This is a genomic window from Paraburkholderia fungorum (genome assembly GCF_003610895.1).
GTDB lineage: Bacteria > Pseudomonadota > Gammaproteobacteria > Burkholderiales > Burkholderiaceae > Paraburkholderia > Paraburkholderia fungorum_B.
In genome coordinates, this window is record NZ_MCAS01000001.1 from 401,191 (window position 1) to 426,493 (window position 25,303).

General features: G+C 61.3%; 24 protein-coding genes and 2 pseudogenes. 8 read left to right on the forward strand and 18 right to left on the reverse strand.

The genetic code is table 11. From position 1 onward, the window contains the following. Window positions 1–32: 32 nt before the first annotated feature. Both BCY88_RS01655 and BCY88_RS01660 read right to left on the reverse strand, forming a co-directional pair. Window positions 33–1,889 (reverse strand): potassium transporter Kup, encoded by a 1,857-nt coding sequence (locus BCY88_RS01655; RefSeq protein ID WP_120342769.1) that lies wholly within the window; start codon window positions 1,887–1,889, stop codon window positions 33–35. Between the two features lie 321 nt (window positions 1,890–2,210). Further along, window positions 2,211–3,014 carry a helix-turn-helix transcriptional regulator gene (locus tag BCY88_RS01660; RefSeq protein WP_120342524.1) on the reverse strand — a complete coding sequence of 268 codons (804 nt, stop codon included), beginning with the start codon at window positions 3,012–3,014 and terminating at the stop codon, window positions 2,211–2,213. A 156-nt stretch (window positions 3,015–3,170) separates the two neighbouring features. Here BCY88_RS01660 and BCY88_RS01665 point away from each other — a divergent pair, with 156 nt between their 5' ends. Together BCY88_RS01665 and BCY88_RS01670 are read left to right on the forward strand one after the other, a co-directional pair. Next, window positions 3,171–4,298, forward strand: a complete 1,128-nt coding sequence (locus BCY88_RS01665; protein WP_120342525.1) for a DmpA family aminopeptidase — start codon at window positions 3,171–3,173, stop codon at window positions 4,296–4,298. Between the two features lie 49 nt (window positions 4,299–4,347). After that, complete coding sequence (locus BCY88_RS01670) at window positions 4,348–5,457, forward strand: polyamine ABC transporter substrate-binding protein (RefSeq protein ID WP_120342526.1); 1,110 nt, start codon at window positions 4,348–4,350, stop codon at window positions 5,455–5,457. A 96-nt stretch (window positions 5,458–5,553) separates the two neighbouring features. Here BCY88_RS01670 and BCY88_RS01675 read toward each other — a convergent pair whose 3' ends face one another. After that, on the reverse strand, window positions 5,554–6,336 hold the full coding sequence (locus tag BCY88_RS01675; protein ID WP_120342527.1) for an ABC transporter substrate-binding protein: 783 nt from the start codon (window positions 6,334–6,336) through the stop codon (window positions 5,554–5,556). A gap of 733 nt (window positions 6,337–7,069) precedes the next feature. Between BCY88_RS01675 and BCY88_RS40670 the strand changes: the two genes are divergently transcribed. Next, window positions 7,070–8,755, forward strand: a complete 1,686-nt coding sequence (locus BCY88_RS40670) for a hypothetical protein (protein ID WP_183081241.1) — start codon at window positions 7,070–7,072, stop codon at window positions 8,753–8,755. Window positions 8,756–8,937: 182 nt separating this feature from the next. On the opposite strand, the gene tssJ is transcribed toward BCY88_RS40670, so the two are convergent. From tssJ to tssF, 3 genes and pseudogenes are all read right to left on the reverse strand, one after another. Beyond that, complete coding sequence (gene tssJ, locus BCY88_RS01700; protein ID WP_120342530.1) at window positions 8,938–9,477, reverse strand: type VI secretion system lipoprotein TssJ; 540 nt, start codon at window positions 9,475–9,477, stop codon at window positions 8,938–8,940. 13 nt (window positions 9,478–9,490) lie between these two features. Further along, window positions 9,491–10,606 (reverse strand): type VI secretion system baseplate subunit TssG, encoded by a 1,116-nt coding sequence (gene tssG, locus BCY88_RS01705; RefSeq protein WP_404935662.1) that lies wholly within the window; start codon window positions 10,604–10,606, stop codon window positions 9,491–9,493. Then, window positions 10,603–11,655: pseudogene (gene tssF, locus BCY88_RS01710) on the reverse strand (type VI secretion system baseplate subunit TssF); the annotation flags it as partial. The pseudogene tssF and the gene tssG, both read right to left, overlap by 4 nt. On the opposite strand from tssF, the pseudogene tssD reads away from it, so the two are divergent. Both tssD and tssE read left to right on the forward strand, forming a co-directional pair. Beyond that, a pseudogene (gene tssD, locus BCY88_RS01715) lies at window positions 11,651–11,926 on the forward strand (type VI secretion system tube protein TssD); the annotation flags it as partial. The pseudogenes tssF and tssD overlap by 5 nt on opposite strands. A gap of 155 nt (window positions 11,927–12,081) precedes the next feature. Next, window positions 12,082–12,504 (forward strand): type VI secretion system baseplate subunit TssE, encoded by a 423-nt coding sequence (gene tssE, locus BCY88_RS01720; RefSeq protein WP_120342532.1) that lies wholly within the window; start codon window positions 12,082–12,084, stop codon window positions 12,502–12,504. An 86-nt stretch (window positions 12,505–12,590) separates the two neighbouring features. Here the strand turns inward: tssE and BCY88_RS01725 are convergent, their stop codons facing one another. From BCY88_RS01725 to BCY88_RS01740, 5 genes are all read right to left on the reverse strand, one after another. Then, window positions 12,591–13,634, reverse strand: a complete 1,044-nt coding sequence (locus BCY88_RS01725) for an alpha/beta fold hydrolase (protein WP_120342533.1) — start codon at window positions 13,632–13,634, stop codon at window positions 12,591–12,593. A 252-nt stretch (window positions 13,635–13,886) separates the two neighbouring features. Further along, complete coding sequence (locus BCY88_RS01730; RefSeq protein ID WP_120342534.1) at window positions 13,887–15,206, reverse strand: ATP-binding protein; 1,320 nt, start codon at window positions 15,204–15,206, stop codon at window positions 13,887–13,889. Beyond that, window positions 15,203–15,943 carry a response regulator gene (locus BCY88_RS01735; protein ID WP_120342535.1) on the reverse strand — a complete coding sequence of 247 codons (741 nt, stop codon included), beginning with the start codon at window positions 15,941–15,943 and terminating at the stop codon, window positions 15,203–15,205. The genes BCY88_RS01730 and BCY88_RS01735 overlap by 4 nt, the downstream gene beginning before the upstream one ends. Window positions 15,944–15,950: 7 nt before the next feature. Continuing rightward, the gene (locus BCY88_RS40180) at window positions 15,951–16,073 is read right to left on the reverse strand and encodes a hypothetical protein (RefSeq protein ID WP_259461187.1); all 123 of its coding nucleotides are present in this window, start codon (window positions 16,071–16,073) and stop codon (window positions 15,951–15,953) included. Continuing rightward, window positions 16,070–16,441: a GFA family protein gene (locus tag BCY88_RS01740; protein ID WP_120342536.1), complete on the reverse strand. Its 372-nt coding sequence runs from the start codon at window positions 16,439–16,441 to the stop codon at window positions 16,070–16,072. The genes BCY88_RS40180 and BCY88_RS01740 overlap by 4 nt, the downstream gene beginning before the upstream one ends. A 235-nt stretch (window positions 16,442–16,676) precedes the next feature. Here BCY88_RS01740 and BCY88_RS01745 point away from each other — a divergent pair, with 235 nt between their 5' ends. From BCY88_RS01745 to BCY88_RS01755, 3 genes are all read left to right on the forward strand, one after another. Further along, window positions 16,677–17,258, forward strand: coding sequence for a thioredoxin family protein (locus BCY88_RS01745; protein ID WP_120342537.1), 582 nt, complete (start codon window positions 16,677–16,679; stop codon window positions 17,256–17,258). 211 nt (window positions 17,259–17,469) lie between these two features. Further along, window positions 17,470–17,706, forward strand: coding sequence for a DUF4148 domain-containing protein (locus BCY88_RS01750; protein ID WP_120342538.1), 237 nt, complete (start codon window positions 17,470–17,472; stop codon window positions 17,704–17,706). Between the two features lie 187 nt (window positions 17,707–17,893). Then, the gene (locus BCY88_RS01755) at window positions 17,894–19,249 is read left to right on the forward strand and encodes an epoxide hydrolase family protein (RefSeq protein ID WP_120342539.1); all 1,356 of its coding nucleotides are present in this window, start codon (window positions 17,894–17,896) and stop codon (window positions 19,247–19,249) included. An 82-nt stretch (window positions 19,250–19,331) separates the two neighbouring features. Here the strand turns inward: BCY88_RS01755 and BCY88_RS01760 are convergent, their stop codons facing one another. The 7 genes from BCY88_RS01760 to BCY88_RS01790 form a co-directional block, all read right to left on the reverse strand. After that, window positions 19,332–20,087 (reverse strand): glucose 1-dehydrogenase, encoded by a 756-nt coding sequence (locus BCY88_RS01760; protein ID WP_120342770.1) that lies wholly within the window; start codon window positions 20,085–20,087, stop codon window positions 19,332–19,334. 19 nt (window positions 20,088–20,106) lie between these two features. Then, window positions 20,107–20,655: a gluconokinase gene (locus BCY88_RS01765; protein WP_120342540.1), complete on the reverse strand. Its 549-nt coding sequence runs from the start codon at window positions 20,653–20,655 to the stop codon at window positions 20,107–20,109. Between the two features lie 104 nt (window positions 20,656–20,759). Further along, on the reverse strand, window positions 20,760–21,608 hold the full coding sequence (locus BCY88_RS01770) for a transporter substrate-binding domain-containing protein (RefSeq protein ID WP_183081243.1): 849 nt from the start codon (window positions 21,606–21,608) through the stop codon (window positions 20,760–20,762). A 102-nt stretch (window positions 21,609–21,710) separates the two neighbouring features. Continuing rightward, window positions 21,711–22,439, reverse strand: coding sequence for an amino acid ABC transporter ATP-binding protein (locus BCY88_RS01775; protein WP_120342541.1), 729 nt, complete (start codon window positions 22,437–22,439; stop codon window positions 21,711–21,713). Window positions 22,440–22,466: 27 nt separating this feature from the next. Further along, window positions 22,467–23,216 (reverse strand): amino acid ABC transporter permease, encoded by a 750-nt coding sequence (locus BCY88_RS01780; RefSeq protein ID WP_120342542.1) that lies wholly within the window; start codon window positions 23,214–23,216, stop codon window positions 22,467–22,469. A gap of 1 nt (window position 23,217) precedes the next feature. Next, a complete protein-coding gene (locus tag BCY88_RS01785) occupies window positions 23,218–23,919 on the reverse strand; it encodes an amino acid ABC transporter permease (RefSeq protein ID WP_120342543.1) in 702 nt (233 codons plus the stop codon). Window positions 23,920–24,282: 363 nt separating this feature from the next. Next, window positions 24,283–25,293 carry a 2-hydroxyacid dehydrogenase gene (locus BCY88_RS01790; RefSeq protein WP_120342544.1) on the reverse strand — a complete coding sequence of 337 codons (1,011 nt, stop codon included), beginning with the start codon at window positions 25,291–25,293 and terminating at the stop codon, window positions 24,283–24,285. Window positions 25,294–25,303: the final 10 nt, after the last annotated feature.

Sequence of the window (25,303 nt, forward strand, 5' to 3'; positions counted from 1 at the left end):
GACGTTGATCACGCAGTGCAACAACTGTCACCTCATATCTCGACACGCGAGCCCAACTCGATCACCCGGTTCGCGGTCAGCTTGAAATAAGCCGCAAGGTTGCCGATATTGTGCGCCATCACGCTGAACAGGCGCTCGCGCCAAACCGGCATGCCCTTGCCTCCGGTCGCCACCACGGTGGCACGACTGAGGAAATAGGACACCTGTGCCGGATCGACCACCAGGCCTTTCGGCTCGCAGTCGCGCAGCGCTTGCGGCAGATTCGCCTCGTCCTTGAAGCCGTAGGCCACGACAACGGTGTGGCAGTCATGGCCCAGCGGCGTGATTGTCACGCGCTGTTCGCGCGGCACATAAGGCACATCCTGATTGGTCACGTGCACGAATAGCGCACGCTCGTGCAGCACATGGTTGTGCGCCAGGTTGTTGACCAGCGCGTGAGGCACGGCGTTGACGTCGATGTTCAGAAACACGGCGGTGCCAGGCACGCGGATCGTTTCCTTCGCGAACAGACTCTCCAGGTACGTGGCCAGCGGCAGCGAACCCGCATGGGTGCGAGCCTCGTCGATCATCAGTCCACGGCCGCGGTACCAGGTGGACATGACGATGAACATGATGGCGCCCAGCAGCAGCGGGAACCATCCGCCATCCACGAACTTGAGCAGGTTGGCCGAGAAGAACGCGAGGTCGATCACGAAGAAGAAGCCCGTGGCGAGCACGCACAGCAACCAGTTGTAGTGCCACGCGTAGCGCACCACATAGAACGTCAGGAAAGTGGTGATCATCATGGTGCCCGTTACGGCGATACCGTAGGCCGAACCCAGCGCCGTGGAAGACCCGAAACCCAGCACGGCGCCCACCACCGCGATCAGCAGCAGCCAGTTGATGGCGGGTACGTAGATCTGGCCGACCTCGCGTTCAGAGGTGTAGACAATGCCCATGCGCGGCATGAAGCCGAGTTGCATGGCCTGCTTGGTCATCGAAAACGCGCCGCTGATCACCGCCTGCGAGGCGATCACGGTCGCTACCGTGGCCAGCACCACCATCGGGAACAGCGTCGCCGTCGGGAAGAGGTGAAAGAAGGGGTTGTCCACGGCCTTGGCGTCCGACAGCAGCAGCGCGCCCTGGCCCAGATAGTTGAGCGCCAGCGCGGGCAGCACCAGCGCGAACCACGACAGGCGGATCGGCGGCGCGCCGAAGTGACCCATGTCGGCATACAGCGCCTCGGCGCCGGTCAGCGCCAGCACCACCGCGCCGAGCGAGACAAACGCGCGCCAGCCGTTGCGCAGCAGAAATTCGAGGCCCATGAACGGATTGAAAGCATCCAGAATGGCCGGCGCGCGACCGATGTTCAGCAGCCCCACCACCGCAATCACGCCAAACCACAGCACCATCACCGGCCCGAACACCGCGCCGATGCCCGCCGTGCCATGCCGCTGCATCAGGAACAAGGCGATCAGCACGACCAGCGCGATCGACACCACGAAGGGCTTGAGCTGCGGCTCCGCCACTTGCAGCCCTTCCACCGCGCTGAGCACCGAGATGGCCGGCGTGATGACGCCGTCGCCATAGAACAGAGCCGCGCCGAACACACCGGCCAGCAACAGGCCGTTGCGCAGACGGGGCCGGTCCATCACCGAGCTGGAGGCCAGCGCCAGCAGCGCCATGATGCCGCCCTCGCCGTGGTTGTGGGCGCGCATGATCAGCGTCACGTACTTGAGCGTCACCACGATAATCAGCGACCAGATGATGAGCGACACCACGCCCAGCACGTTGAAGCGGTTGAGCACGAGCCCGTGACTCGAATCGAATACGGTGCTCATGGTGTAGAGCGGGCTGGTGCCGATGTCGCCGAACACAATGCCGATGGCGGCCAGCGCCAGTTTGGGCATCGACCCGTGACCGTGACCGGTTTCCGCGGAATGGCCGGCCTTGCCGCCCGCTTGCGGGCCTGAAGACGATTCCATGAATGGCTCCTTCTCAGTGAGTGAGGGCCCCCGCCAACGATCGGCGCGCCGTCGCGCGCGCCTGGCGGCCGGTCGCCCGCATGGGGCTGATCAACGGCCTGCCTATCGATAACAGCGTATAAAAAAAAGGGCGCGTTTCAAAGCACTGCTAATACGGATATCCATGAATATCGGCTGGCGGCTGTATCGGGCGGGATCCGGCGAAGTCGCTCGTGTTCTGGCGTCATGCGTCGGAGCCCGTTTGTCTTAGCCTGCTTCCGGGTCTTCATCCATGATGAGCAAAAACAGCGTCGCCTGGGATGAGATGTTCAGCTTCCTGTAAAGATTGCGCCGGTGAACCTTGGCGGTGGCCGGTGAGACGCCGAGTTGCCGAGCCATGTTTTTGGTCGAATGGCCCGCCAGAATCATCAGCGCGACTTCAATCTCGCGATTCGTCAGCGATGTATTGGAGCGCTTGCGCAACGCCTGTTCGAAGTGAAGCTGCCGGTCGGGTCCTGCGGGGGAGTTCACGGGCGGCGGGAGCGCCGCTGTCTGTGCCGACAACGCGTGGCACATCAACGGAAGCAACCATGCTCCGTATAGGCAGAGGGTGCCGATTTCGGTCGAACTGAAGCGGCGTTCGCTACCCAGCGAGACGGACAATGTTCCGCCCGTTGGCAGCGGCGCCAGGAACTGCACCTCGTCTTCCAGCACGTTCACCGAAAAATAGCGGCGAAAGTATTCGGTTTCCCTGAAATGATCGGGCGCCACTTCGTCGAGGCAATACACACCCGGACTGATCGGCCCCAGGCTGAACTGATAGAAAGGGTCCAGTAAGTAGACGCTATTCAAATACCCTTTGAACAGTTCGTCGTGCGGCGTGCGCGCCTGGATTTCCGCAATTACTTGAGGCGTTGCGTTGGGCCAGAAGATCACGACCACCCAGTTGTCGACGTGAACCACTTTGCGCAACAGATCGATCAGCGCATGCCAGAACTGTTTGTCGTCGAGTTTTTCGACCAGACGTCCAAGCCGCTGATGAAATGCGACGTCCGATACTTCAAGCTGCATGCCGGTCTCCCCCAACTACCCCCAAGAGGGTAGGCCGCATTATCGTTCTAGCCCTTCGGCCTGATTTTCACTCGCCGCACCCCACCCTACCATCTCCGTACCCCGACGCATGCGCGCCGACAGGCTTGCTCACGACGAGCAACACAGGAGAACAGTATGGGTATCAGAGACATCGGTGTTCGAGTTGGTCACGGCACGCCCGGTCCCTTTAACAGCATCACCGACGTGCAAGGCGTGCGAGTCGGTCATCGTACCCTGGTCGAAAATCGGGCAGAAGCTTCGATCCGAACCGGCGTGACGATCATCGAACCGCGCCCTGGCATCGCGCGGTTCGAACCATGTTTTGCCGGCTGTCACGTGCTCAATGGAAACGGCGATGCCACCGGTCTGGAATGGATACGCGAATCCGGCCTGCTGACCACGCCCATTGCCTACACCAACACGCACAGCGTCGGCGTGGTTCGCGATGCGCTGGTCGCCGCCGAACGTGCATCGGTCGGCAATAGCCAATACTGGTGCATGCCGGTGGTGCTGGAAACCTTCGACGGCGTGCTGAACGACATCTGGGGGCAGCACGTCAGCGCGACGCATGTCCACGAGGCACAGTCGCAGGCCCGCAGCGGCCCTGTCGCCGAGGGGTCGGTTGGCGGCGGCACCGGCATGATCTGCCATGAATTCAAAGGGGGGATCGGAACAGCCTCGCGCAAGCTCGCAGCGCAGGACGGCGGCTGGACCGTCGGCGCGCTGGTCCAGGCGAACTACGGCCGTCGCGACGCACTGCGTGTCGCCGGTTATCCGGTCGGAGACGTGCTACGCGATCTGCCCTCGCCATTCGACAGACGTCAGGCGGGCGTGCCCGGAATGGGGTCGATCGTGGTGACGCTGGCGACCGACGCGCCGCTTCTTCCCAATCAGTGCGAGCAGCTTGCCCGACGCGCAGGCATTGGATTAGCCCGGGTGGGCGGCGGCACCGAATATTCCAGCGGCGACATCTTCATCGCCTTCTCGGTTGGCAATCGCGGCATACCGCCGGCGGACTACGGCAAGGCGAGCGAACCCGTTATCACCCTGCGCAGCGTTAGTCACGATTTCATTTCTCCGTTATTCGTCGCAGCGGCTGAAGCGGTCGAAGAGGCCATCCTCAACGCGCTGGTTGCCGCAGAGGATATGCATGGACAAGGCGTTCATGTTCCCGCGCTCGGCGCCGCCCGTCTGCTGAAAGCGCTGGAACAGGTCGGCTGGCGCCGCGGCGTCGATCAGACGAACCGCCCATTCGCTGACTGACGCGTCTTCCCCCTTGCATGACTTCCTTCATTCAATCCGAAAGGTCACTATGACATCCCGCCATCTCGTCACTGTCGTCACTGGAATCCTCGTAGCATCGGGAATGCTGGCGGCAACCGCCAACCACGCCAACGCCGAAGAACTGAACGTCTACAACTGGTCGGACAATATCGCCGACGACACCGTGTCGGGATTCGAAAAGGAAACCGGGATTCACACGCGATACGACGTCTATGACGGCGACGACACCTTGCAGGCCAAGTTGCTAAGCGGCTCATCGGGCTACGACATCGTGGTGCCATCGTCCAGCTATGCCGGCAAGCAGATTGAAGCAGGTGTGTATCGAAAGCTCGACAAGAGCAAGATTCCAAACCTCGTCAATCTCGATCCCACGCTCATGAAAATGCTTGCGTCGGCCGATCCGGGCAATCAATACACTGTGCCCTGGTCATGGGGAACCGACGGCATCGGCTACAACGTCACGAAAGTGACGCAAATATTGGGCAAGGACGCGCCCTACGACAGCTGGGATTTGCTGTTCGATCCGCAATATGTATCGAAGCTGAAGAGCTGCGGCGTTTCCGTGCTCGATTCCGCGGAGGACGCATTCTCGGTTGGGTTGATCTACCTGCATAAGGATCCCAACAGCACCAATCCCGCGGACTATCAGGCTGTGTACAAGCTGCTCAAAACCATCCGCCCGTACATCACCCAGTTCAATTCTTCCGGCTATATCAATGATCTGGCTAATAACGACGTCTGCATTGCGCTGGCGTGGTCAGGCGACGTCGGGATCGCGAAGCGCCGCGCGGAAGAAGCCCACCGCGCCTATGAGATTCGCTACGTCATTCCCAAAGGCGATGGTGTGCTGTGGTTCGATCTGATGGGGGTTCCTAAGGATGCGCCTCACCCTGAAGCCGCCATGCAATGGATCAACTACATCCTTCAGCCCAAGGTTAGTGCGGCGATCACCAATCAGGTCTTCTATCCGAACGCTAACGCGGCGGCGCGTACTTACGTGAAGCCGGCCATCCTCGATAACGAAGCGGTCTACCCTCGCGGTGAAAAGATGAAATCGCTCGTTCTGTCACTGCCGTTGCCGGCCGATATCCTGCGTCTTCAGAACCGGCTGTGGACACAACTCAAGTCGGGACGATAACGTCGATGCGCATCGAGCCGCGCAAGCGGCCATTGCACGCGGCTGCCGACGACAACCCGACTCACCGCTCGATTGCGTGCGTCGGCCGGGTCGTCCTTACTGACCGTAGACGTCGAAGTCGAAATACTTTTTCGCGATTCTGTCGTAGGTGCCGTCCGCGCGAATGTCGGCGATCGCCTTGTCGATCTTCGCCTTCAGGTCGGTATCTTCCTTGCGCAAACCGATCGCGGTGCCGGTTCCCAGCGTCTTTGCATCGTAGAGCGCATTGCCGGCGAACGCGAAGTCCTTGCCGCGCGGTGTGCGCAGAAATCCGACCTCGGCCTGCACAGCGTTCTGCAGCGATGCGTCGATACGGCCCGATATCAGGTCCGAGTAGACGAGATCCTGATCCTGGTAGGACGAGATCACCGCACCAGCCGGCTCCCAGTAAGTCTTTGCATACGTTTCCTGGATCGAGCCCTGCTCGACGCCGATTCGCTTGCCTTTTAGCGCGTCCGGCGCCGGCACGATCGTCGAACCTTTCTTCGCGACAAGGCGTGTCGGAATACGGAATACCTTCGACGAAAACGCGATCTGCGTCTGACGCGCCGGCGTCATTGACATGGTCGATAGCACGCCGTCGAACTTGCGGCCCTTCAATGCGGGAATCATCCCGTCGAAGGCGTTCTCGACCCACACGCATTGCGCGTTCAGGCGGCGGCAGATCTCATTGCCCAGGTCGATGTCGAAGCCGATGAGCTTGCCGTCAGCGGCTTTCGATTCGAACGGCGGATAGCTCGCGTCGACGCCGAACCGCACGGTCGACCAATCCTTCGCGATGGCGCTGCCGGACGATACGGCGAGCAGCGCAATCGTCAGGGTTGCAAGCATGGATTTCATGTTTTTCCTTTCATCGTTCTTTAAAGACATGCGCGCGTGAATGAACAACGGCAAACATGCGGTGAGCACGCCGCCATGCCATGACCTGTTCTCAGAGCGTTATCCGGCGCGCAGCGCCCGACATTCGACCTTAATCCGTTCGTCCTTACAAATGCATTAAACAAATCACTTCATGCATACGACGCATACATTGAAGCTGCTGCGGTGTTTAAGAGCCGCGACTTCACAGCAAATCCAAACACGCGTTTCCAACACGTGGCTCGATACATCGGACTCCGTATTATGACGATTCATACTTTCGTCTGAACTATCCGCGCGGAAGGATAGCGTAACGGCGAGGTTACGTTCGATGTGGCGGGAACACGTAACGTCCGGGACGTAACACGCCCGAAGATGTGCCGTCATTGTGTTTCGCACTCCATCGGGTCTACCTCGCTCAGCAAGGCCTCGCTCCACGATACGCCACTCAATGTCGGTGCTTTCGACACGCCAATCGTGACTCGCTGGATCGCCGGCGCATTGGCTCGGAACTTGCAGCGGCAAAATGCCCGAGCAAGCCATATCCGAGCATGGCGCTACCGTAGCCGGCTCTAAAACTAAACGAAGGCGACGCACACACACGCGCTGTCGGGCTTAAAGCAACCGTTTTTGCAAGACCGATCAGCGGTTTTCCGGGGGCACTGATTACACCTTTGACCAATCAGGACGCGATTTCATCGCGAAAGGACTAATCATGGCTCCGTTCAAACGCACTCTCGTTGCGTCGGCAAGCGCACTCGTATGGTGGTCGCTAGCCACGTCAGCTCATGCTGGAGATGTCACGTCCACTCCGCCCACTTCAATGACGCAAGGCGGCGGATGGATGACCACCGGGCAACCGGGATCGGGATTCTCATGGACAGGAGGAAGCGGCACACCCACTGGGTGGACCGGCAGTGGTTCGGGTGTCAGTAGCGGGTCTGGCTTTGGCGGCAGCACGACCTGGGGCGGCGTGACGGTTTCGGGCTCGGGGTACGGCGGCGGCTTTGCAGGTGGTGGCGGTTATGGTGGTTACGGCGGTGGGTATGGAGACGGCGGCTCGGGTGGTTATGGTGGTGGCTCCGGGAACGGCGGCGGCTCTGGGAACGGCGGTGGTTCGGGTGGGTCCGGCGGCTCGGGTGGCGCTGGTGGCTCGGGTGGCTCGGGTGGCTCGGGTGGCTCTGGCGGCTCCGGCGGCTCTGGTGGGTCCGGTGGGTCCGGTGGGTCCGGTGGGTCCGGTGGGTCCGGCGGGTCCGGCGGCTCTGGAGACGGTGGGCACGGCGGTTCGGGTGGCGGCGGAAACGGCGGCGGCTCCGGAGACGGTGGTCATGGTGGCTCGGGTGGTTCAGGCGGCTCCGGTGGCTCTGGTGGCAATGGCGGCTCGGGTGGTTCTGGAAACGGCGGCCATGGTGGTTGGGGTGGCGGGAACGGCGGCGGCTCCGGAGACGGCGGCAATGGTGGCTCGGGTGGTTCAGGCGGCTCGGGTGGCTCTGGTGGCAATGGCGGCTCGGGTGGCTCTGGAAACGGCGGCCACGGCGGCGGTTCCGGAGACGGCGGACATGGCGGCTCAGGCGGCTCAGGCGGTTCCGGCGGTTCCGGAGGCTCGGGCGGCTCAGGTGGCTCCGGAGACGGTGGTCACGGCGGCTCGGGTGGCGGATACGGCGGCGGATCTGGAAACGGCGGTCACAATGGCGGAGGCACCTCGGGAGGAGGCTCCGGCAACGGCAGCGGCAACCAGACCACCAGTGGCCTCCTTGACCCGATCGTGAATCTGGTCGTCAGCGTCGGCGCCATTAGCGTGCCTATCTTGCCAATTACCGTGGGGAACAACAGCGGCAGCGGAAACGGCAACGGCGTGGGCAACGGCGCACTCGGCGGTTCAAAGGGCGTGACTGGCGGATCGAGCGGACATAGCAACGGCGGTCTGCTCGCACCTGTCACAGCACTGCTCGGCGGCCTGTCGTTGGGCTCGGTGAGCGGCAGCTCGCAAGGCAGCAGCGGTCCCCTCGCACCGGTGACCACCTTGCTCGGCGGACTGACCGGCAACCTGGGCGGCGGCACCTCGCAAGGCAGCGGTCCCCTCGCACCGGTCACCACCTTGCTCGGTGGACTGACCGGCGGCCTGGGCGGCGGCACCTCGCAAGGCGGCGGTCTTCTCGCTCCGGTGACCACCTTGCTCGGCGGACTGACTGGCGGTTTGGGAGGCGGCACCTCACACGGTTCGTCGTCAAACTCCACAAGCAGTCCGGTGGCGCCCCTGACCAACCTGGTCGGGACACTCACGGGTGCACTCGGTGGCGCAAGCGGCGGCTCGTCTCCGCTCGCTCCGTTGACGAACCTGCTCGGCGGCCTCACGGGTGGACTCGGCGGCACCAGCCCGCAGACGCCGCCCAAGCACTAAGCTCGCAACGCGTGGTGCCCCCAAAACACCACGCAAGCGACATCATGGGTGCAATACAAAGCAACCTGCCGGACCTGACCAGCATCACAATTTTGCGACGTCAGGCCCGGCACTTGCCGACGCGCCGACATGACTCAACGTAAAGAACCGCGGCCACACGTTCGCAGGTGGCGCGCACGTCATTACTCCGGTCTCGCCTTAGCCTTGTCATCAGGCATCACGAGATCGCGCTCGACCAGTTCGAGCTTCAGTGGCGCATCCGCCGACAGCTTCTTCTTCGGCACCACTCGACGCCAGCTTCCGTTCGAATCGGGGTTCCGGTAGAACGCGACAACACCCACGTACTGCGTATCCGGCTGCATCGGTTGCGACACGCTTGCGGAAGCGCCAGGATTGACTACAGTCGCGACGTTGTCCCGCAGATCCTGCGCGAGGACGGTCTTGTCGTTTTTCAGCAGATCGTCATACGAGGCTTTGTCGAAGAGATTGCGATCCTTGAGTTGGTACACGCGCACGGCAACTGACGTCGAGCGCATGGCTTCGTCGGGATTGAGCGCGGCGCGCGCGCTGAGGTCGACGTTCAGCACCTTGACCTGTTTATAGAAAACCGCGTGATACGCATTCGCGGACGAGTCCGACACCGCTTGCCATGCGCCACACCCGCCCAGAATCAGACTGGCGGCAAGAAACGTGGCGGTTATCGTAATCGGGCGGAAAGACATGAGCACTCCAGATTCAGTCAGGCGACGCAAGAAATGGGTTCGGCTCCGGCGCCGGAAACGCTTCGTAAGAACCGAGCGCGATGGTAATGAGACGTTCGTTATCCGAAGGAAGAACCGTGGTCCAGGCAAGACGTGGCGCCGGGCCCGCGCACGTCGTGCCGATCCTCGGCGCGGGTGCGACGCGCGACGAGACTTCCATGCGCAGGAACACGTCGGCCTTCGTACCGGCGTATAGCCGGATAAAAGCCATCAGTTCGCGGTGCAGCCACGCGCCAGGCAACAGGTCGTGGGCCTGTTCCGCGCTCGCTAGCCGCAATGTCACGCGCGCGGCCCGGCTTCGGTATGTGAGGCGCGTGCCCAATACGTAAGCGCCGCCGAGGCCGCGACGCCTGCACTCGCCCGGTACACTGCCCGCACTCGCGGCGGATGTGAGCGGTTGAGGCTTACCTGCCCGCTTGATGACCGGAAAGAACTCGTCGACGCGCACATCGACACCGGGCACGGCCAGCGCAACGACACCCGCCAGACCTTCAGGCGTGCGTGTGCGTTGGATCAGCAGCCCCAACAGCGCGAGGACCCGCGAGTCGGGCAGCCCGGCGCGCGCGGGCTTGCCACCCCAGCCGAAACCCGCCAGCGACAGCAGCTTGCGCGAATGCGCGTCGGTACCGCCGGGACGGAAGCCGATCGGATAGCGATACTTTTTCCACGCACGGTACAGCAGCGTGACAAACCGGTGATTGAACTGATCGAGAAACGCTTCGAGCGCTTCGTGTCCTTCCGTTCGCAACACGATGTCGTCGATCATGTGTGACGGCATAGCCGCGTCGACGCCGTACAGGCCCATGAACGTCGTGCGTACGGTCGGCGGTGCGTCGGGTCCGTACGTGAAGCCCTCCTCGTCAAACTCGACCGAGGCGATCTCACCGGCCGGAAAACCGACGCGAGCGCGCGGACGGAATCTCACCGGTTCGTGTTCCGGCGTGTCGCGCGTACCGAAGCCGGGCAGTTCCGGCACGCGCACTTCGAGCAACTGGCATAGCTGCATGAAGTTCATCATCGGCGCACGTGCCAGCAGCGCCGCGACCAGCGGCTCCAGGTTACCAGGCGGCGCCTGTGGTTTCAGCGTCATAGCGGGGAGCGCAGCGCCTTGCTGCGCGGCCATTCGGTGCGTTGCTGCGAAGGCAGGCTCACAATCGCAAGCTTCGTGAACAGGTTGATTTCCGCATACAGCGCGAAGAACCGGTGCAGCAGTTCGCCGAACAGCATCACGTCGCCGGCGCCGGCGAATGCGTGACTATCGAGCGTGACCTCGATCAGCACACCCCGTTCGACTGACCCACCCGACACCTCCTCGAGCAATTCCTCCGACACGTGCAGGATGCCCGCGAGCCGCCGGCGGTTCAGCTCGTCGTTGGTCCAGTCATAGAGCGCCAGCGCACCGCGCAGCACTTCCGCGTCCATCATCGACAGAAAGTTCGGCGCGAGGTGCGACAGCACCCGCCACTGGAAGCGGTCACCGGTTGGCGGATAGAGCGGCAGCGTGGGCGCCGCAAGATTGCGCACGGCCGAGACGTTCGGTGTGCTCTCGCCCAGCTCGTTGATGTTTGCTTCGCGCAGGCCCTTTCTCGGCAGCATGCCGTTCGTGCCCGTCACACGTAGCGACAGGTTTTCCGCCGGCAGATTCTCCATCGTCTCCCATGCGTGGCCGCCGAGGATAATCCACGTGTCGTGCAGGCCGGTCACGCCCTGCCTCACGCGCGTATGGAAGTACCGTTCCGGCGCCTCATGGCGCAACATCCCGCCGCGGTGCCGGAAGGTCGCGAACGGCACATACTCGTAACGCTGCGCACTGGCATGATCGAACGATTCGATTGCGTCGACTGAGTAAGTTTCCACATTGGCCCCCTGGTGGCCCGCGGCGACGACCCGGTACTCCGTCTCGTGATGATTGACGTCGATCGGTTCAGCGTCGAGTGGAAAGAGATTGATGACCGGCGTGCAGAAGAGTCGCACGTTCTCCACCGTGAAGCGCTGGTCAGACGGGTAGCCCTGTTTGAGCAGGATTTCCAGTTCGAAGCTAAAAGCGTTCTCGGGCAGCTTTGCCACATCAAGACCGCACAGGTCGACGAACAGAAACTTCTCGCGGAACGTGAAATATTCCAGCAGCAACTGATACTTGTACAAAGCAGTCACGAGCGGCCAGACGCTCAAATCGATCGAGATCAAGTGGTACAAGATCGACGATGCGGGCAAGGAGAAGGAATACTTCAACACCAGGCTCGATAACGTGAAGGTCGTCGCGGTCAAGCCGAAGATGCTCGACATCAAGAACCCGGCCTATGAGAAACACAACCACCTCGAAGACGTCGAACTGCGCTACGAGAAGATTACGTGGTCGTACAAGGACGGCAACATCATTCACGCCGACAGCTGGAACGAACGCTCGTAAAGCGTTTCGGACAACCGGCACCGCTCACCTGATCGTCCGGATCAGAATGCGTGCCGGTCGTTTTCGCCAGTCGCCTTGCGTGGGCTGGCACCTTGTTCTCGTCGCCCAAAACCGTTCGGGTTTCAGGCATTTTTTGTCATCTGAAGGAGCATGCAATGCCAGTGGGCCCTTCTCTATACGACAAGCTGCTGGGCCAGATCGGCGGTGAACCGCTGGACGCGCATGACGACAGGACACTTGAAATTCTGAGCGTCCAGCAGAACATCCGCCGCATTCTCAACACACGGGCAGGTGCACTCAAACACCTGCCTGCTTACGGCTTACCCGATCTGACGAACATCTATAAGGCACTGCCCGCTTCGGCGCATCTGCTCAAACAGCAGATGGAATCGACCTTGCTGGTGTATGAGCCGCGTATCCGGTCAATCGACGTGGAGTACATCGACAACGCCGATCCCGGCATCCTGGTGAGCTACGAAATGACGTGCCACCTGAAGAAAGCCGGACTGGTGCGGTTCGGAACATACTTCGAACCGCCGGGCCGCATGCGCGTGCAGCGGATTCAGGGAGAACGCTGAACCGGGCCAGTCAGTATTGAGTGCATCGGACCCGCCCACCACCGCCCTGACCCCGACTCAGCGACCGCAAAGCGCCTTCCTCGCGCTTACAGACGAGCGACATCGACGATGGCATCGGCGAATGCCTTGGGCGCTTCCTGCGGCAGGTTATGCCCGATCCCTCCGTCGATATTCCTGTGCAGATACTTGCCGGTGAACTTCTTCGCGTAGGCTGCCGGATCGGGGTGCGGTGCGCCGTTGGCATCACCCTCCATCGTGATGGTGGGCACCGAGATGGACGGCGCCTTTGCCAGACGTGCTTCCAGTTCGTCGTATTGCGCCTCGCCCTTGACCAGCCCCAGGCGCCACCGGTAATTGTGAATCACCACCGCGACGTGATCGGGATTGTTGAACGACTCGGCCGAACGCTCGAACGTCGCGTCGTCGAAATTCCATTTTGGCGACGCGGTGTGCCAGATCAGCTTGTTGAAGTCGTGGCGATTCGCTTCATACCCCGCATAGCCGCGCTCCGTGGCGAAATAGAACTGATACCACCAGGCCAGTTCCGCCTTCGGCGGCAGCGGCGTCCGGTTGGCTTCCTGGCTGCCGATCAGATAACCGCTTACCGAGACCATCGCCTTGCACCGCTGCGGCCACAGGGCGGCAATGATATTCACCGTGCGCGCGCCCCAATCGAAGCCGCCAAAGATCGCCTGATCGATCTTCAATGCGTCCATCAATGCAATGATGTCGACGGCAACCACCGCCTGCTGACCGTTGCGAGGCGTATCCGCGGACAGGAACCGCGTGGAGCCATAGCCCCGCAAATACGGCACGATGACCCGGTAGCCCGCCGCCGCCAGCAGCGGCGTGACCTCGGCAAAACTATAGATATCGTAGGGCCAGCCGTGCAGCAGGATCACTACCGGTCCATTCTGCGGGCCGGCTTCCGCATAGCCGATACTGAGTGTCCCGGCGTTGACCTGGCGAATGTTGTCGAAAGAAGCAGCGCGGGTTCCCGCTTTCGTACCGGATGGCGTGCCGCTCGACTGTGCCTGTGCGAGTCCGCTCAAACCCAACTCCATCAAACTGATACCAGCAACTGTCGTCCCAAGCAGACGACGACGTCGCGTATTGATCTGGTCCGGCATCGTTGATTCTCCTCATAGATTATCTACACAGGCGTAGTGCCGATTCGCACAAGCCCTCGATTGATATTGATCGGCCTCGCGGCCTGGCATGAACGCATGTCTGAATTGCAGCACCAGACAATCTGGCCAGGAAGTATTAGAACCCCCGAACGTATCTGACTTATGTCGGCGAGGAGCGCCAGCGCAACCCCATGTATCTGCCACCAGCGCTGATACATAGGGATACAAAGACGGCTGGGCCGCTAACGGAGTCTAGTTGAAGCCTTTCAGCACAAGCCTGGCTTCCAGGCCGCCGTCGGGCCGGTTGTGCAACGACAAAACCGCGTCCATCGCCAAAGCGAGTTGCCGTGCAATCGCAAGGCCCAGCCCGGTACCGCCGGTGCCGCGATTACGCGATCCTTCCAGCCGGTAGAACGGCTCGAACACGGCTTCGAGCGACTCCGCCGGAATACCTGGGCCACGATCGAGTACTGAAACCGTCACCTGCCCTTCCCGCGAGGCGGCGACCCTGATCTCAGCCGATCCACCGAACTTCAGTGCGTTATCGACAAGATTGCCCACGATCCTGCGCAACGCCTGAGGGCGCGTCACCAGTGCCGTGTCAATTCGCCCATGCAACGAAACGTCCTTGCCGGCATCGACATAGTCGAACACGAGGCTGTCGAACAGCGCATCCGGATCGATACGAAGCGGCGCCTCACTGGCACCGTGCATGGTGCGCGCATACGTGACGCCTTCCTTGACCATCGCTTCCATTTCCTGCAGGTCCTGCTGCAGCTTGGCCCCTTGTGCGCTGTCGTCCATCACGTCGATGCGCAACCGCATGCGGGTAATCGGCGTTTGCAGGTCGTGCGAAATCGCCGCGAGGATCTGCAGGCGTTCGGTCATGTATAGCCTGATGCGATCCTGCATGGCGTTGAACGCGCGCGCGGCGCGCGCCACTTCGTCCGGTCCGTCTTCGGGCAGGCGTTCCGCTTTCAGATCGGGGCCTAGCGTGTCGGCTGCGCGCGCCAGGTGGCTCAACGGGCGTGTCGCCAGCCGTACCGCCAGCCAGCAGCATGCGGCCAATACCACGAGTTGCAGCACCAGCACCCACGACAACCAGGGCGAAAGCGGCGCGCCAGGCATGGGGTGGTAGTCGATCGTGAGGGGCGTGCCGTCACTCAACTGCAGATGGACCTGCAGGCGGTCGGGGTCGCCCGGGACGGCATTGGCCGTCAGCGCATAGCGCTTGCCGATGCCGTCCGCAATCGATTGAGCCACTCTCGCCGAGAGTTTCGCATCCGGAGGCGCGCCGGCGACCCCCACGCCCAGATTGAAGGTGTAGGTGCGTCGTGCCAGCCTTGGCAGCCATTCGGCGCGTTCGTTAGCCGGCAAATGATCGAGCAGCGCGACGGAACTGGTGACCTCGCGTTCGATGTAACCCATCATCACGTTCGTCATGGTCTGGTCCCGTTCCGTCATGGTGAGCCAGACCGAAAGCGTTTGCACCAGTGCGAGGCTGACAAAGAGAATCAGCGCAAGCCGCGTAAACAGCGTACGCGGCCAATGCAGCAATGCCTTCGGCTTCATGCGTCGCCTTCGATCATGGTCACAGCCGCCGAGAATACATAGCCCTCGCTACGCAGCGTCTTGATGTAACGCGGCTCGCGCGCCACATCCTGCAGGCGCTGCCGCAAGCGGCTAACCAGCAGGTCGATCGAACGGTCGAACGGGTCGGCCTGGCGGCCCTGGGTCAGATTGAGCAATTGATCCCGCGTGAGCACGCGCTGTGGGTGATCGAGAAACACGCGCAGCAAGCGATACTCCGCGCCGCTCAGGGCGACCATGGTGCCCTCGGCGTCGAGCAGATGGCGTGCGGTGGTGTCGAGCCGCCAGTCGCCGAAGCCGATCATCGGCGCGGTTTCCGTCACCTGCATGCCGGGCGGCAGCATCCGCGCGCGGCGTAGCACGGAACGGATGCGCGCGAGCAGCTCGCGCACGGCGAACGGCTTGGACAGGTAGTCGTCCGCGCCCATTTCCAGTCCGACAATGCGATCCGCTTCTTCACTGCGGGCGGTCAGCATGAGCACCGGCACGGAACGGAACTTGCCCGCGCGCAGTTCCCGGCACAGCACAAGGCCGTCTTCGCCGGGCAGCATCAGGTCCAGCACGATCAGATCCGGCGCGCCCTGTTCGAGGACCGCGCGCATCTGTCGGCCGTTGGCGGCCAGCGAAACGCGCATGCCGTTCTTCTCGAGATAGGTGGCGAGCAATTCGCGGATGCCCCGATCGTCGTCGACGATCAGGACGTGGTCGGTGTTTTCCATCAATGGATCAATCCTTTCGACGATTGACGCGCACCCGGTTCACGTTGACCAGCGAACAGTGCACGGGGTGTGCGAGTTCCGCCGCCAATCCGCCCGCCAGGAAGGCGAGAATCGCCATCATCCGTCTCATGCATCCTCCACGACGGACAGGCTGGCGCCATTGGCCACGCTGGCCTCCAGCGTATACGGATCGACGCCCTCCAGGCAACCGATGTTGACCCGCCACAACTGTGGATCCCTGCGCGTCTGATGGAACGGATAAATACCGCAGTGCTTGCAGAAGTAGTGTTTCGCGGTGCGCGTGTTGAACTGGTAGAGGGTCAGCGCGTCCTCACCCTGCAGGATATTCAGTTCACCCGCGGCAAACGGCGGCGTCATCAGCGCGCCCTTGCGCCGGCACAGGCTGCAGTTGCAACGTCCAGCGGGCACGACTTCGGTACGGACTTCAAATTTCACGGTCCCGCAATGACAGGATCCTTTCAGCAATTCGGTACTCATGTGGCGCTCCGCAGTAGGTATGGCTGCTTTATAGCCCAGCACGCGCGACGCTTTGTATCCCAATGTATCTGGACGTTCCCCTGACACAAAACATTGCAGCCAGGCCCCCTCGGCGACACAAGCCAGATACGAACGGGCGTTCCAATGCAGCCATGCTCACCACTGAACTGCCCGGCGCGACGCCAAGGCCAACGGCCGGCGCGCCGCCCGGGCCCAACCCTGAAAGGACGCTGACATGCTCTCCCGACTCAAAACCACGGCTACCGTCGCCCTGTTCGCCGCAACGCTCGCCACCGGCGCCGCCGCAATCGCAACGCTCGTCGCAAGTCCCGCAGCCAGCGCTGCCGCCAGTTCCATCGCAGAGCAGGGCAACGGGAACACGAGCGCACCTGAATTCACCGGCATCGACAAATGGCTCAATAGCGATCCCCTGACCATGCAGCAATTGCGGGGCAAGGTTGTACTGGTCGATTTCTGGACCTACACGTGTATCAACTGCATTCACGTGCTGCCCTACGTCAAGACCTGGAATCAGAAATACAAGGATCAGGGCCTCGTAGTGGTCGGCGTCCACACGCCCGAATACCCGTTCGAGCGCGACACGGGCAACGTCAAGGCCGCCATCAAGCAATTCGGCATTACATACCCGGTCGCGCAGGACAACGGCTACGCAACCTGGCGCGCCTACGACAACCAGTATTGGCCCGCGTTCTATCTGGTCGATAAGAAAGGCCACGTGGTCTACACGCACTTCGGCGAAGGCGACTACGAACAGACCGAGGCGAAGATCAAGGCCTTGCTCGCGGAAAACCCGTGATTCGTATCGCAATGTATCTGGGCATCGAAGCGATACAGAACATTGCAATTAACCCGGTTTCCCGACACAAGCCAGATACGTCGGCACGTTTTAATGCATCAACGCCGGACGCAAGAGGCAAGCAATCCCGGAGATGACGGACCGAACTGCTGCCCTTGCTGCCTGAACTCCCGGCGCCTTCCTTTTATTTGACTAGTTCTCGGAGAACGACATGAAAACCTCAATGATCGCCTTGGCCTTCGCCGCATTCGCAACCGCTGGTTTGGCTCACGCTTCCGGTGCGCCGGCAGCGAGCACGGATCAAGCAGGCGCCGCACAGGTTCAGCAATGGAACCCGAACCAAACCGGCGCAATGCAGAAGACGCGCGCCGAAGTTCGCCACGAGCTGGTGCAAGCCGAGCGCGATGGCCAGCTCGCCTACCTCAGCAATCTGTATCGGGGCAGCTAACTGGTTGAACATCATCGGGTTAAATTCCGTTTTAAGTACGTTAAGTAATCCTCTTTGTTAAAGATGCTTCATCCGTTCCAGCAGACCCACGCCAGGTGCTCCCGGCGTGGGTCTGTTGCCTTCGATAGCCCGTGATGCCGTGTTGCCATTGATCGGGAATATCGCTCTACCATTGATCGGGAACTCCATGTCAGACACCGTTTTACCGCAATCATCATCTCGCCGCCGTTTTGTTGGTGCGGCAGCTGCGGCCGTTGCCGCAGGCTCGCTGAGCCAGCTCGCTCTTGCAGAAACGAATCAGGCGATGACGGAAGTCATCCCACCGGCGAACGGCGACAAAACCGCTATTCGTCCACTCCGCGTGCATGTGCCGGAATCGCAACTGATCGACTTGCGCAGGCGTATCAAAGCGACGAGGTGGCCCGAGCGGGAAACAGTCACCGACGATTCGCAAGGCGTACCGCTCGCGATGATTCAGGAATTCACGCGCCATTGGGCGAGCGATTACGATTGGCGCAAGTGCGAGGCAAAACTGAACGCCCTGCCGCAGTTTGTGACCGAGATCGACGGGCTGGATATTCATTTCATCCACGTCCGCTCGAAACATGAAAACGCGCTGCCGCTCATCGTCACGCACGGGTGGCCTGGGTCGGTCATCGAGATGCTGAAAATTATCGACCCGCTGACCAATCCCACGGCATATGGCGCGAGCGCATTGGATGCGTTTCATCTGGTCATTCCGTCTTTGCCGGGCTACGGATTCTCCGGCAAACCGGTCACGACTGGCTGGGGTCCTGAGCGCACCGCGCGTGCCTGGGTCGTACTCATGAAGCGCCTCGGCTACGAAAGATTCGCAGCGCAAGGCGGCGACCTGGGTGGCATCGTCGCGAATGTGATGGGTAAGCAGGCGCCGCCTGAACTGCTGGGTATCCACGTCAACTTCCCTGCAACCGTTCCACCCGAGATCGCCAAAGCGCTCCAGGCGGGCGACCCGCCGCCGCCCGGCCTCTCTGACGACGAAAAGCATGCTTACGAGCAGTTGAGCAGCGCGGCCAGGAAGCGGCGCGCCTATGCGCTGGAGATGGGAACACGCCCGCAAACGCTTTACGGCCTGTCGGACTCACCCGTTGCTTTGGCAAGCTGGTTGCTCGATCACGGTGACGGTTATGTTCAGCCGGCGGCAGCGCTCACCTCGGCCGTGTTCGGACGACCCGTCAACGGAGAATCCGCGGGAGACCTGACACGTAACGATCTCCTCGACGACATCACGCTCTACTGGCTGACAAACACAGGAATTTCCGCGGCGCGCTTCTATTGGGAGTCGCACTTCAACTTCCTCGCCGCCGCCGACGTGTCCGTCCCGGCTGCCGTGAGCGTCTTCCCCCGCGAAAACTATCAGGCCCCGCGGAGTTGGACGGAGCGGGCGTATCACAATCTCATCTATTACAACCGGCTCGACAAAGGCGGACATTTTGCGGCTTGGGAACAGCCGCGACTATTCGCCGAAGAGGTTCGCGCGGGTTTGAGACCGCTGCGCGGATAGCGGATCACTACACGGCCTGGACGGACGTGACGTGACGTGACGACACGAGACGCGACGGTTGCGCGGCGACGTCATCGACGCGCTACAGCGTAGCCGTCACTCCGCCGTCCACGTAAAGAATGTGGCCGTTCACGAAGTTCGACGCGTTGCTCGCCAGGAACACGGCGGCGCCGACGAGATCTTCCACATCGCCCCAACGCCGCGAAGGCGTTCGCCCGATCAGCCAACTGCTGAACGTTTCATCCTTGACGAGCGCCTCGGTCAGTTCCGTCTTGAAGTAGCCCGGCCCCAGGCCGTTGACCTGAATTCCGTGCTGCCCCCAGTCGATCGCCATACCCTTTGTGAGCATCTTCACCGCGCCCTTGCTCGCGGTATAGGCCGCAATGTTGGGACGGCCCAGTTCGCTTTGCACCGAACAGATGTTGACGATCTTGCCGCGCTTGCGGGCAATCATATGCCGCGCTACCGCCTGGCCAACCAGGAACACACTGTCGACATTGGTCTTCATCAGTTCTTCCCATTGAGCATGGGAGAACTGGTCGAGCGGCGCGCGGCGCTGCATGCCCGCGTTGTTCACGAGAATGTCGATCGCACCGATCTCGCGCTCGATATCGGCCACCGCGGTTTCGACCTCGCTCGCCGACGTTACGTCGAAACTCGCGGCATGCACGGCCGCGCCTTCGTCACGCAAACGGCTGACAGCCTCCGCCAATCTGGCCGCGCTGCGGCCATTCAGAATGACTTCAGCACCGGCGCCGGCCAATCCCCTGGCAAGCGCATAGCCAATACCCGTACTCGACCCGGTAATCAGGGCGCGCCGCCCCGACAGATCAAACATCTTCAGATTGCTGTTCAACTCAACTCCTCTTTGACTCTGCTTCGTCCGTTTTCTTTCCAGCACCGTGTGCGGCCCTTAGCCATTGCATGACATCTTTCATACTACACTCGCCGTCCTGCAGGGCAGAAAGATAGAGCACGCCGGCTTCTCCAGCGGGCGACTCGAGATTCATGAATTGATCCGCAACGAGTGTCGCTGGAAACTTGTGATCAAGCCGTCCAGCGACCCGCGCAACCGCCTCGGAGAAACTGATGTCGAGAAAGACAAATCTCAGACCTGCAACGCGTGTGCGCAAGCGCTTGCGATAGCTGCGTCTCAACGCGGAACAGGACAGCACGGCCGATCCCTGGATAGTCGTCATCCGCTCGGCAAGGCGGTCCAGCCACGGCTCCCGGTCACTGTCGCACAACGCGATTCCCCGGCACATCTTGTCCTGGCTTTCCGCTGAGTGATACTCGTCCCCCTCGATAAAATCGCCCTCGAGTGCAACGGCCAACTTGCGCGCCAGCGTCGACTTTCCCGAGCCCGAGACGCCCATCACCACTATTTTATGAATCACGTTGCACATTCCAGCCACCTTGTTCCGGCATGCAATCCGCGGAATCGCGCCGGCCATTCAACCGGCAGGCGGTGCGCAAACCAGATCGCACCGCCCCCTACACGCCTTCTGCTTCAGGACACCGGCGTGAACTTGAGCTGATCGATCGGTGTGACCTTGTCGGTTCGGATCAGACCATACGGCGTCTTCGGTCCGAGCCACTTGTTGAAGATATTGCTCATCTCGCCGCTCTGCTCCATCGACGCCAGCGCCTTGTTGACCGCACCCAGCATGGCCGTCTCGTTCTTGCGCAGGCCCACCGCGATCGGCTCGATCAGCATCGGTTCCGACGCAATCGCCACCGCGCCGTCCGTGCCATCCACCTGCTTCGCGATCTTTATCGCGGTCATCTGATTGGTCACGAAACCCTTGACCTTGTTCTGCTCAAGCGCGAGAAACGCCGAACTCGTATCGTGGAAGGTCACCGCCTGGCCATCCTTGATCGAGATGGGAATCGACTGGGCGGACGTCGAACCGTCGGCGGCACTGATTTTTTGACCCGTGAAATCGCCCAGTTTCTTGTTCGCGTCGGCTTTCTTCACGACAAGAACTTCTTTGGTGGAGTAATACGAGTCGCTAAAGGCAATCTGCGTCGCGCGAGTTTTGGTGTACGCCAGGTTTGCGACCACAATGTCGACGCGCCCCAGTTTCAGCTGCGGAATCCGCGCCTCGACAGCCAAAGGCTCGAGCTTCGCCTTCACGCCCAGTTGTTTTGCCACGGCGTTGCACAGGTCCACGTCCATGCCTTCGAGCTGACGCGTCTGGGCGTTGGGATACGAGAACGGCTCGACGTTCGAATACACGCCGCAGCTCACTTCGCCGCGGCTCTTGATATCGGCCAGTTGATCAGCATGAGCCGGCGCAACCGATGCAAGCGCACCGCCAACAACCAACATCCCCGTCAAAATCTTCTTTACCTGCATCGTGATGCTCCTGAAGTTTATGTGTAAAGCAATCAACTGCTGATCAAAGGTGGACAATCCGGTTCTATCCCGCGAAAGCCGTACCGCCTGCACCGCCCGGCCTCAATGCATGCGAAGATCGGACAGGAATCTCTGCGCGCGCGGGTGTCTGGGGCGCAAAAAGAACTCCTCCGGTTCTGCCGTTTCGAGAATCTTCCCGGCATCCATAAACCAGACGCGATCGGCGACCTCGCGTGCAAATCCCATCTCATGCGTGACGCACATCATCGTCATGCCTTCCTGCGCGAGACTCTTCATCACGCTCAGCACTTCGCCGACCATCTCCGGGTCGAGCGCGCTGGTGGGTTCGTCGAACAGCATCGCCGGCGGGTCCATCGCCAGCGCTCTTGCAATTGCAACGCGTTGCTGCTGGCCACCCGACAGTTGCGGCGGAAAAGCGCTGGCCTTGTTCGACAAGCCGACGCGCGAGAGCAAATCTGCCGCTTTGCGTTCCGCATCCGCGCGCTTCAGGCCGTTCACGCGCATCGGCGAAAGCGTGATGTTGTCGAGCACAGACAGATGCGGAAACAGGTTGAATTGCTGAAACACGAAACCGACGCGGCTGCGGTACGCATTCAGACGCAACTTCCTGTCGTGAATGTTTTGACCGTCGAAGAAGATCTCCCCGCGGTTGATCTCCTCGAGCCGGTTGACAGTGCGAATCAAGGTCGACTTACCCGACCCGGACGGCCCACAGACCACCACGACTTCGCCCTTGCGAACTTCGGCGTTCACGTCCACGAGCGCGTGATATTCGCCGTACCATTTGTCGACACTGGAAAATTTGATCATGCGAATGACCTCGAAGTAATTGAACGTCTAGTTCTCGGTTGGCAGCGGATCGGTCAGCGCAACCGCGCCGGCCTTCTGCGCCTTCGTGAATCTACCGGCCCGCCTGCGTGTCACGCGCCGCTCCAGGTACTGCGCAAGCTGCGTGAGCGCGTAACAGAGGGCGAAGTAGCTCAGCGCAAGAATCAGATACACAGGGAACGGTTTCGTCAGCAGCCGGTTATTGATCTGATCCGCCGCGAAAGAGATCTCCTGAACGTTGATGATGTAACCAAGCGAGGTCTCCTTAACCGTCGAGACGAACTGCGTGACCATGCTCGGCACCACGTTGTAAAGCGCCTGCGGCAGGATCACCGCGCGCATGGTCTTCATATAGCTCATGCCGAGTGCTCTCGACGCTTCGGTCTGCCCCTTCGGCAGTCCCTCGATGCCCGCGCGGATGATTTCCCCCAGATAGGCGGAGTCATAGATAACCAGCGCGCACAGCATCGTGACAAACCCGGTAACCGGAAAACCGGTCAGAACGGGCACGAGGAAGTACACCCAGAAGATCACCATAAGGAGCGGAATGCCCCGCACCATGTAAACGAGACCCGTAGCCGGCGCTCGCAGAATCCGGTAAGGGCTGATGCGTGCCAGTGCGACCAGGATGCCCAGTGGAAACGCGATGACGAGCGCCGAAAGCGACAGTAGTATCGTCAGCACGATGCCGCCTAGCGGACCGTGCGGATACTGTCCGATGAGCAGCAGAGTCCAGTTGTCGCGCAGAATGTCGAACATGTCACTTCACTCCCGGAATGCGGTAGTGCGTCGCGATTCTGGCGCCGCACAACATGATGACGAGGGAGAGGCCGAGATACACCACCGTCGCGACGAAGTACGATTCAAAGGACAGGAAGGTTTCATTCTCGATCTTGCGCGTGACATACGTCAGCTCGGCCGCGCCGATCGCCATCGCAAGGCTGGTGTTCTTGAACAGCAATACCGCGTGATTGACCATTGGCGGAATCGCATTGCGCAGCGCCTGCGGCAGCACGACGAAACGCATGCCATTCAGGAAGTTCAAGCCCAGCGCGCGCGACGCTTCGTACTGGCCGTAGGGAATCGCCCGCAAGCCGCTGCGGATATCTTCCGAGAGATAAGCCGCGCTGCACAAACCGATCGCCACAACCGCAAAAATGAACTGGCCGTTATAGTTGTTCAGCAGTGTCTGCAACGAGTCCGGCAGGATGTTCGAAATGCCGAAATACCAGAACAGAATCTGGACCAGCATCGGCACATTGCGGTGATAGGCCACGAACGACGCGACGAACGCCGTCGCAAGACGGTTGTTGGTCAGGCGGATCAGCGTGAGAAGAATGCCCACGGTCAGCGAGAGAAGCCACGCCAGCGCCGCCATCGCGAGGGTGAGCTCGATCCCATGGAGAAACAGCGCGCCATAGTCGCCTTGCAGCACCGTTGCCAGGTCAAAATGAAGTTTCATGTAGCACGTCCCAATGAATCGGATCGAAGCGACGATCCCGGTCTGACTCGACCTGCGGCACCATCGTTATCCCGCCGGAAGTCGTCGTTGGCTTCCGTGTTGAGTTGATACTAGCTCGCGAAAAAAGGCTGTTGCAGAGGCCTTTCTTCTGGTGCAATAAGTTTCGGGAATGATGGCTCGGGACGGCTTTCAGCCGCGGTATAGCGGTGGTTCTGCATGGTGGTTGTCTCCAGTATGCGGCGCCTCTGCGGGCGCCTCATCGGTTGATGCGCCCCCCCTTGAGCGGAGCGCTTACTGTTGCCGGATAACGGTGCAACAACGCCGGGGAGCAAGGGCGGCGCAGCGTGCCGCGCCGCTCTCCGCTCAGGCTGTCGCGGTCGGGCGCGTCAGCACCTGCGGGTTCACAGGCGTGGGCGGTTTGCCCGCCGACGCACCGAACCCCAGGGCAGCAATCAAATTGTCTGCGCAAAGCGCCGCCATCGCGCGCCGCGTACTGACCGACGCACTGCCGATATGCGGCGTCAACACCACATTCTTTTGCGCAAGCAGCGCCGGACAGACAAGCGGTTCGCCCTCGAAAACATCCAGACCGGCCGCCGCGATGCTGCCTTCGTCGAGCGCCACCGCGAGGGCGGCATCGTCCACCACGCCGCCGCGTGCGATATTGGTCAGCGTCGCGGACGATTTCATCTGCTTGAGCTCCGCCGCGCCGATCGCATGGTGCGAGCTGGCCGAGTAAGGCACCACGATGATGAGGTGATCCGCCTCGCGCAACAGCGTTTCCTTGTCAACATAGCGTGCCCGGCAATTCTCCTCGACATCCGGCGCCAGCGGCGAGCGGTTGTGATAGATCACACGCATGCCAAAGCCGAATGCGCCGCGCCGCGCGATCGCCTGCCCGATACGCCCCATGCCGAGAATGCCGAGCGTCGAGCCGTGCACGTCGCTGCCGACGAACATGTCGTAACGCCCGGTTTTGGTCCATTCGCCGGCGCGCAGAAAGTGTTCCGACTCGGTGATGCGCCGCGCGGTGGCCATCATCAGCGCGAAGCCGAAATCGGCGGTGGTATCGGTGAGGACGTCCGGCGTATTCGTCACCAGCACGCCACGCGCGGTACAGGCTTCCACATCGACATTGTTGTAGCCCACACCGATATTGCACACGGCCTTCAACTGCGGACAGGCGTCGAGCAAGGTCGCGTCGATCCGGTCGCTGCCTGCCGTCATGGCGCCCACTTTCCCTTGCAGGCGGGCAATCAGCTCAGGCTGCGTCCAGATCGTGTCGTCCGGATTGTCGGTCACGTCGAAATTCGCGCGCAGGCGATCGACGATGTCCGGAAACGACGCACGGGTAACCAGTACCGATGCATGCATGAAAAACCTC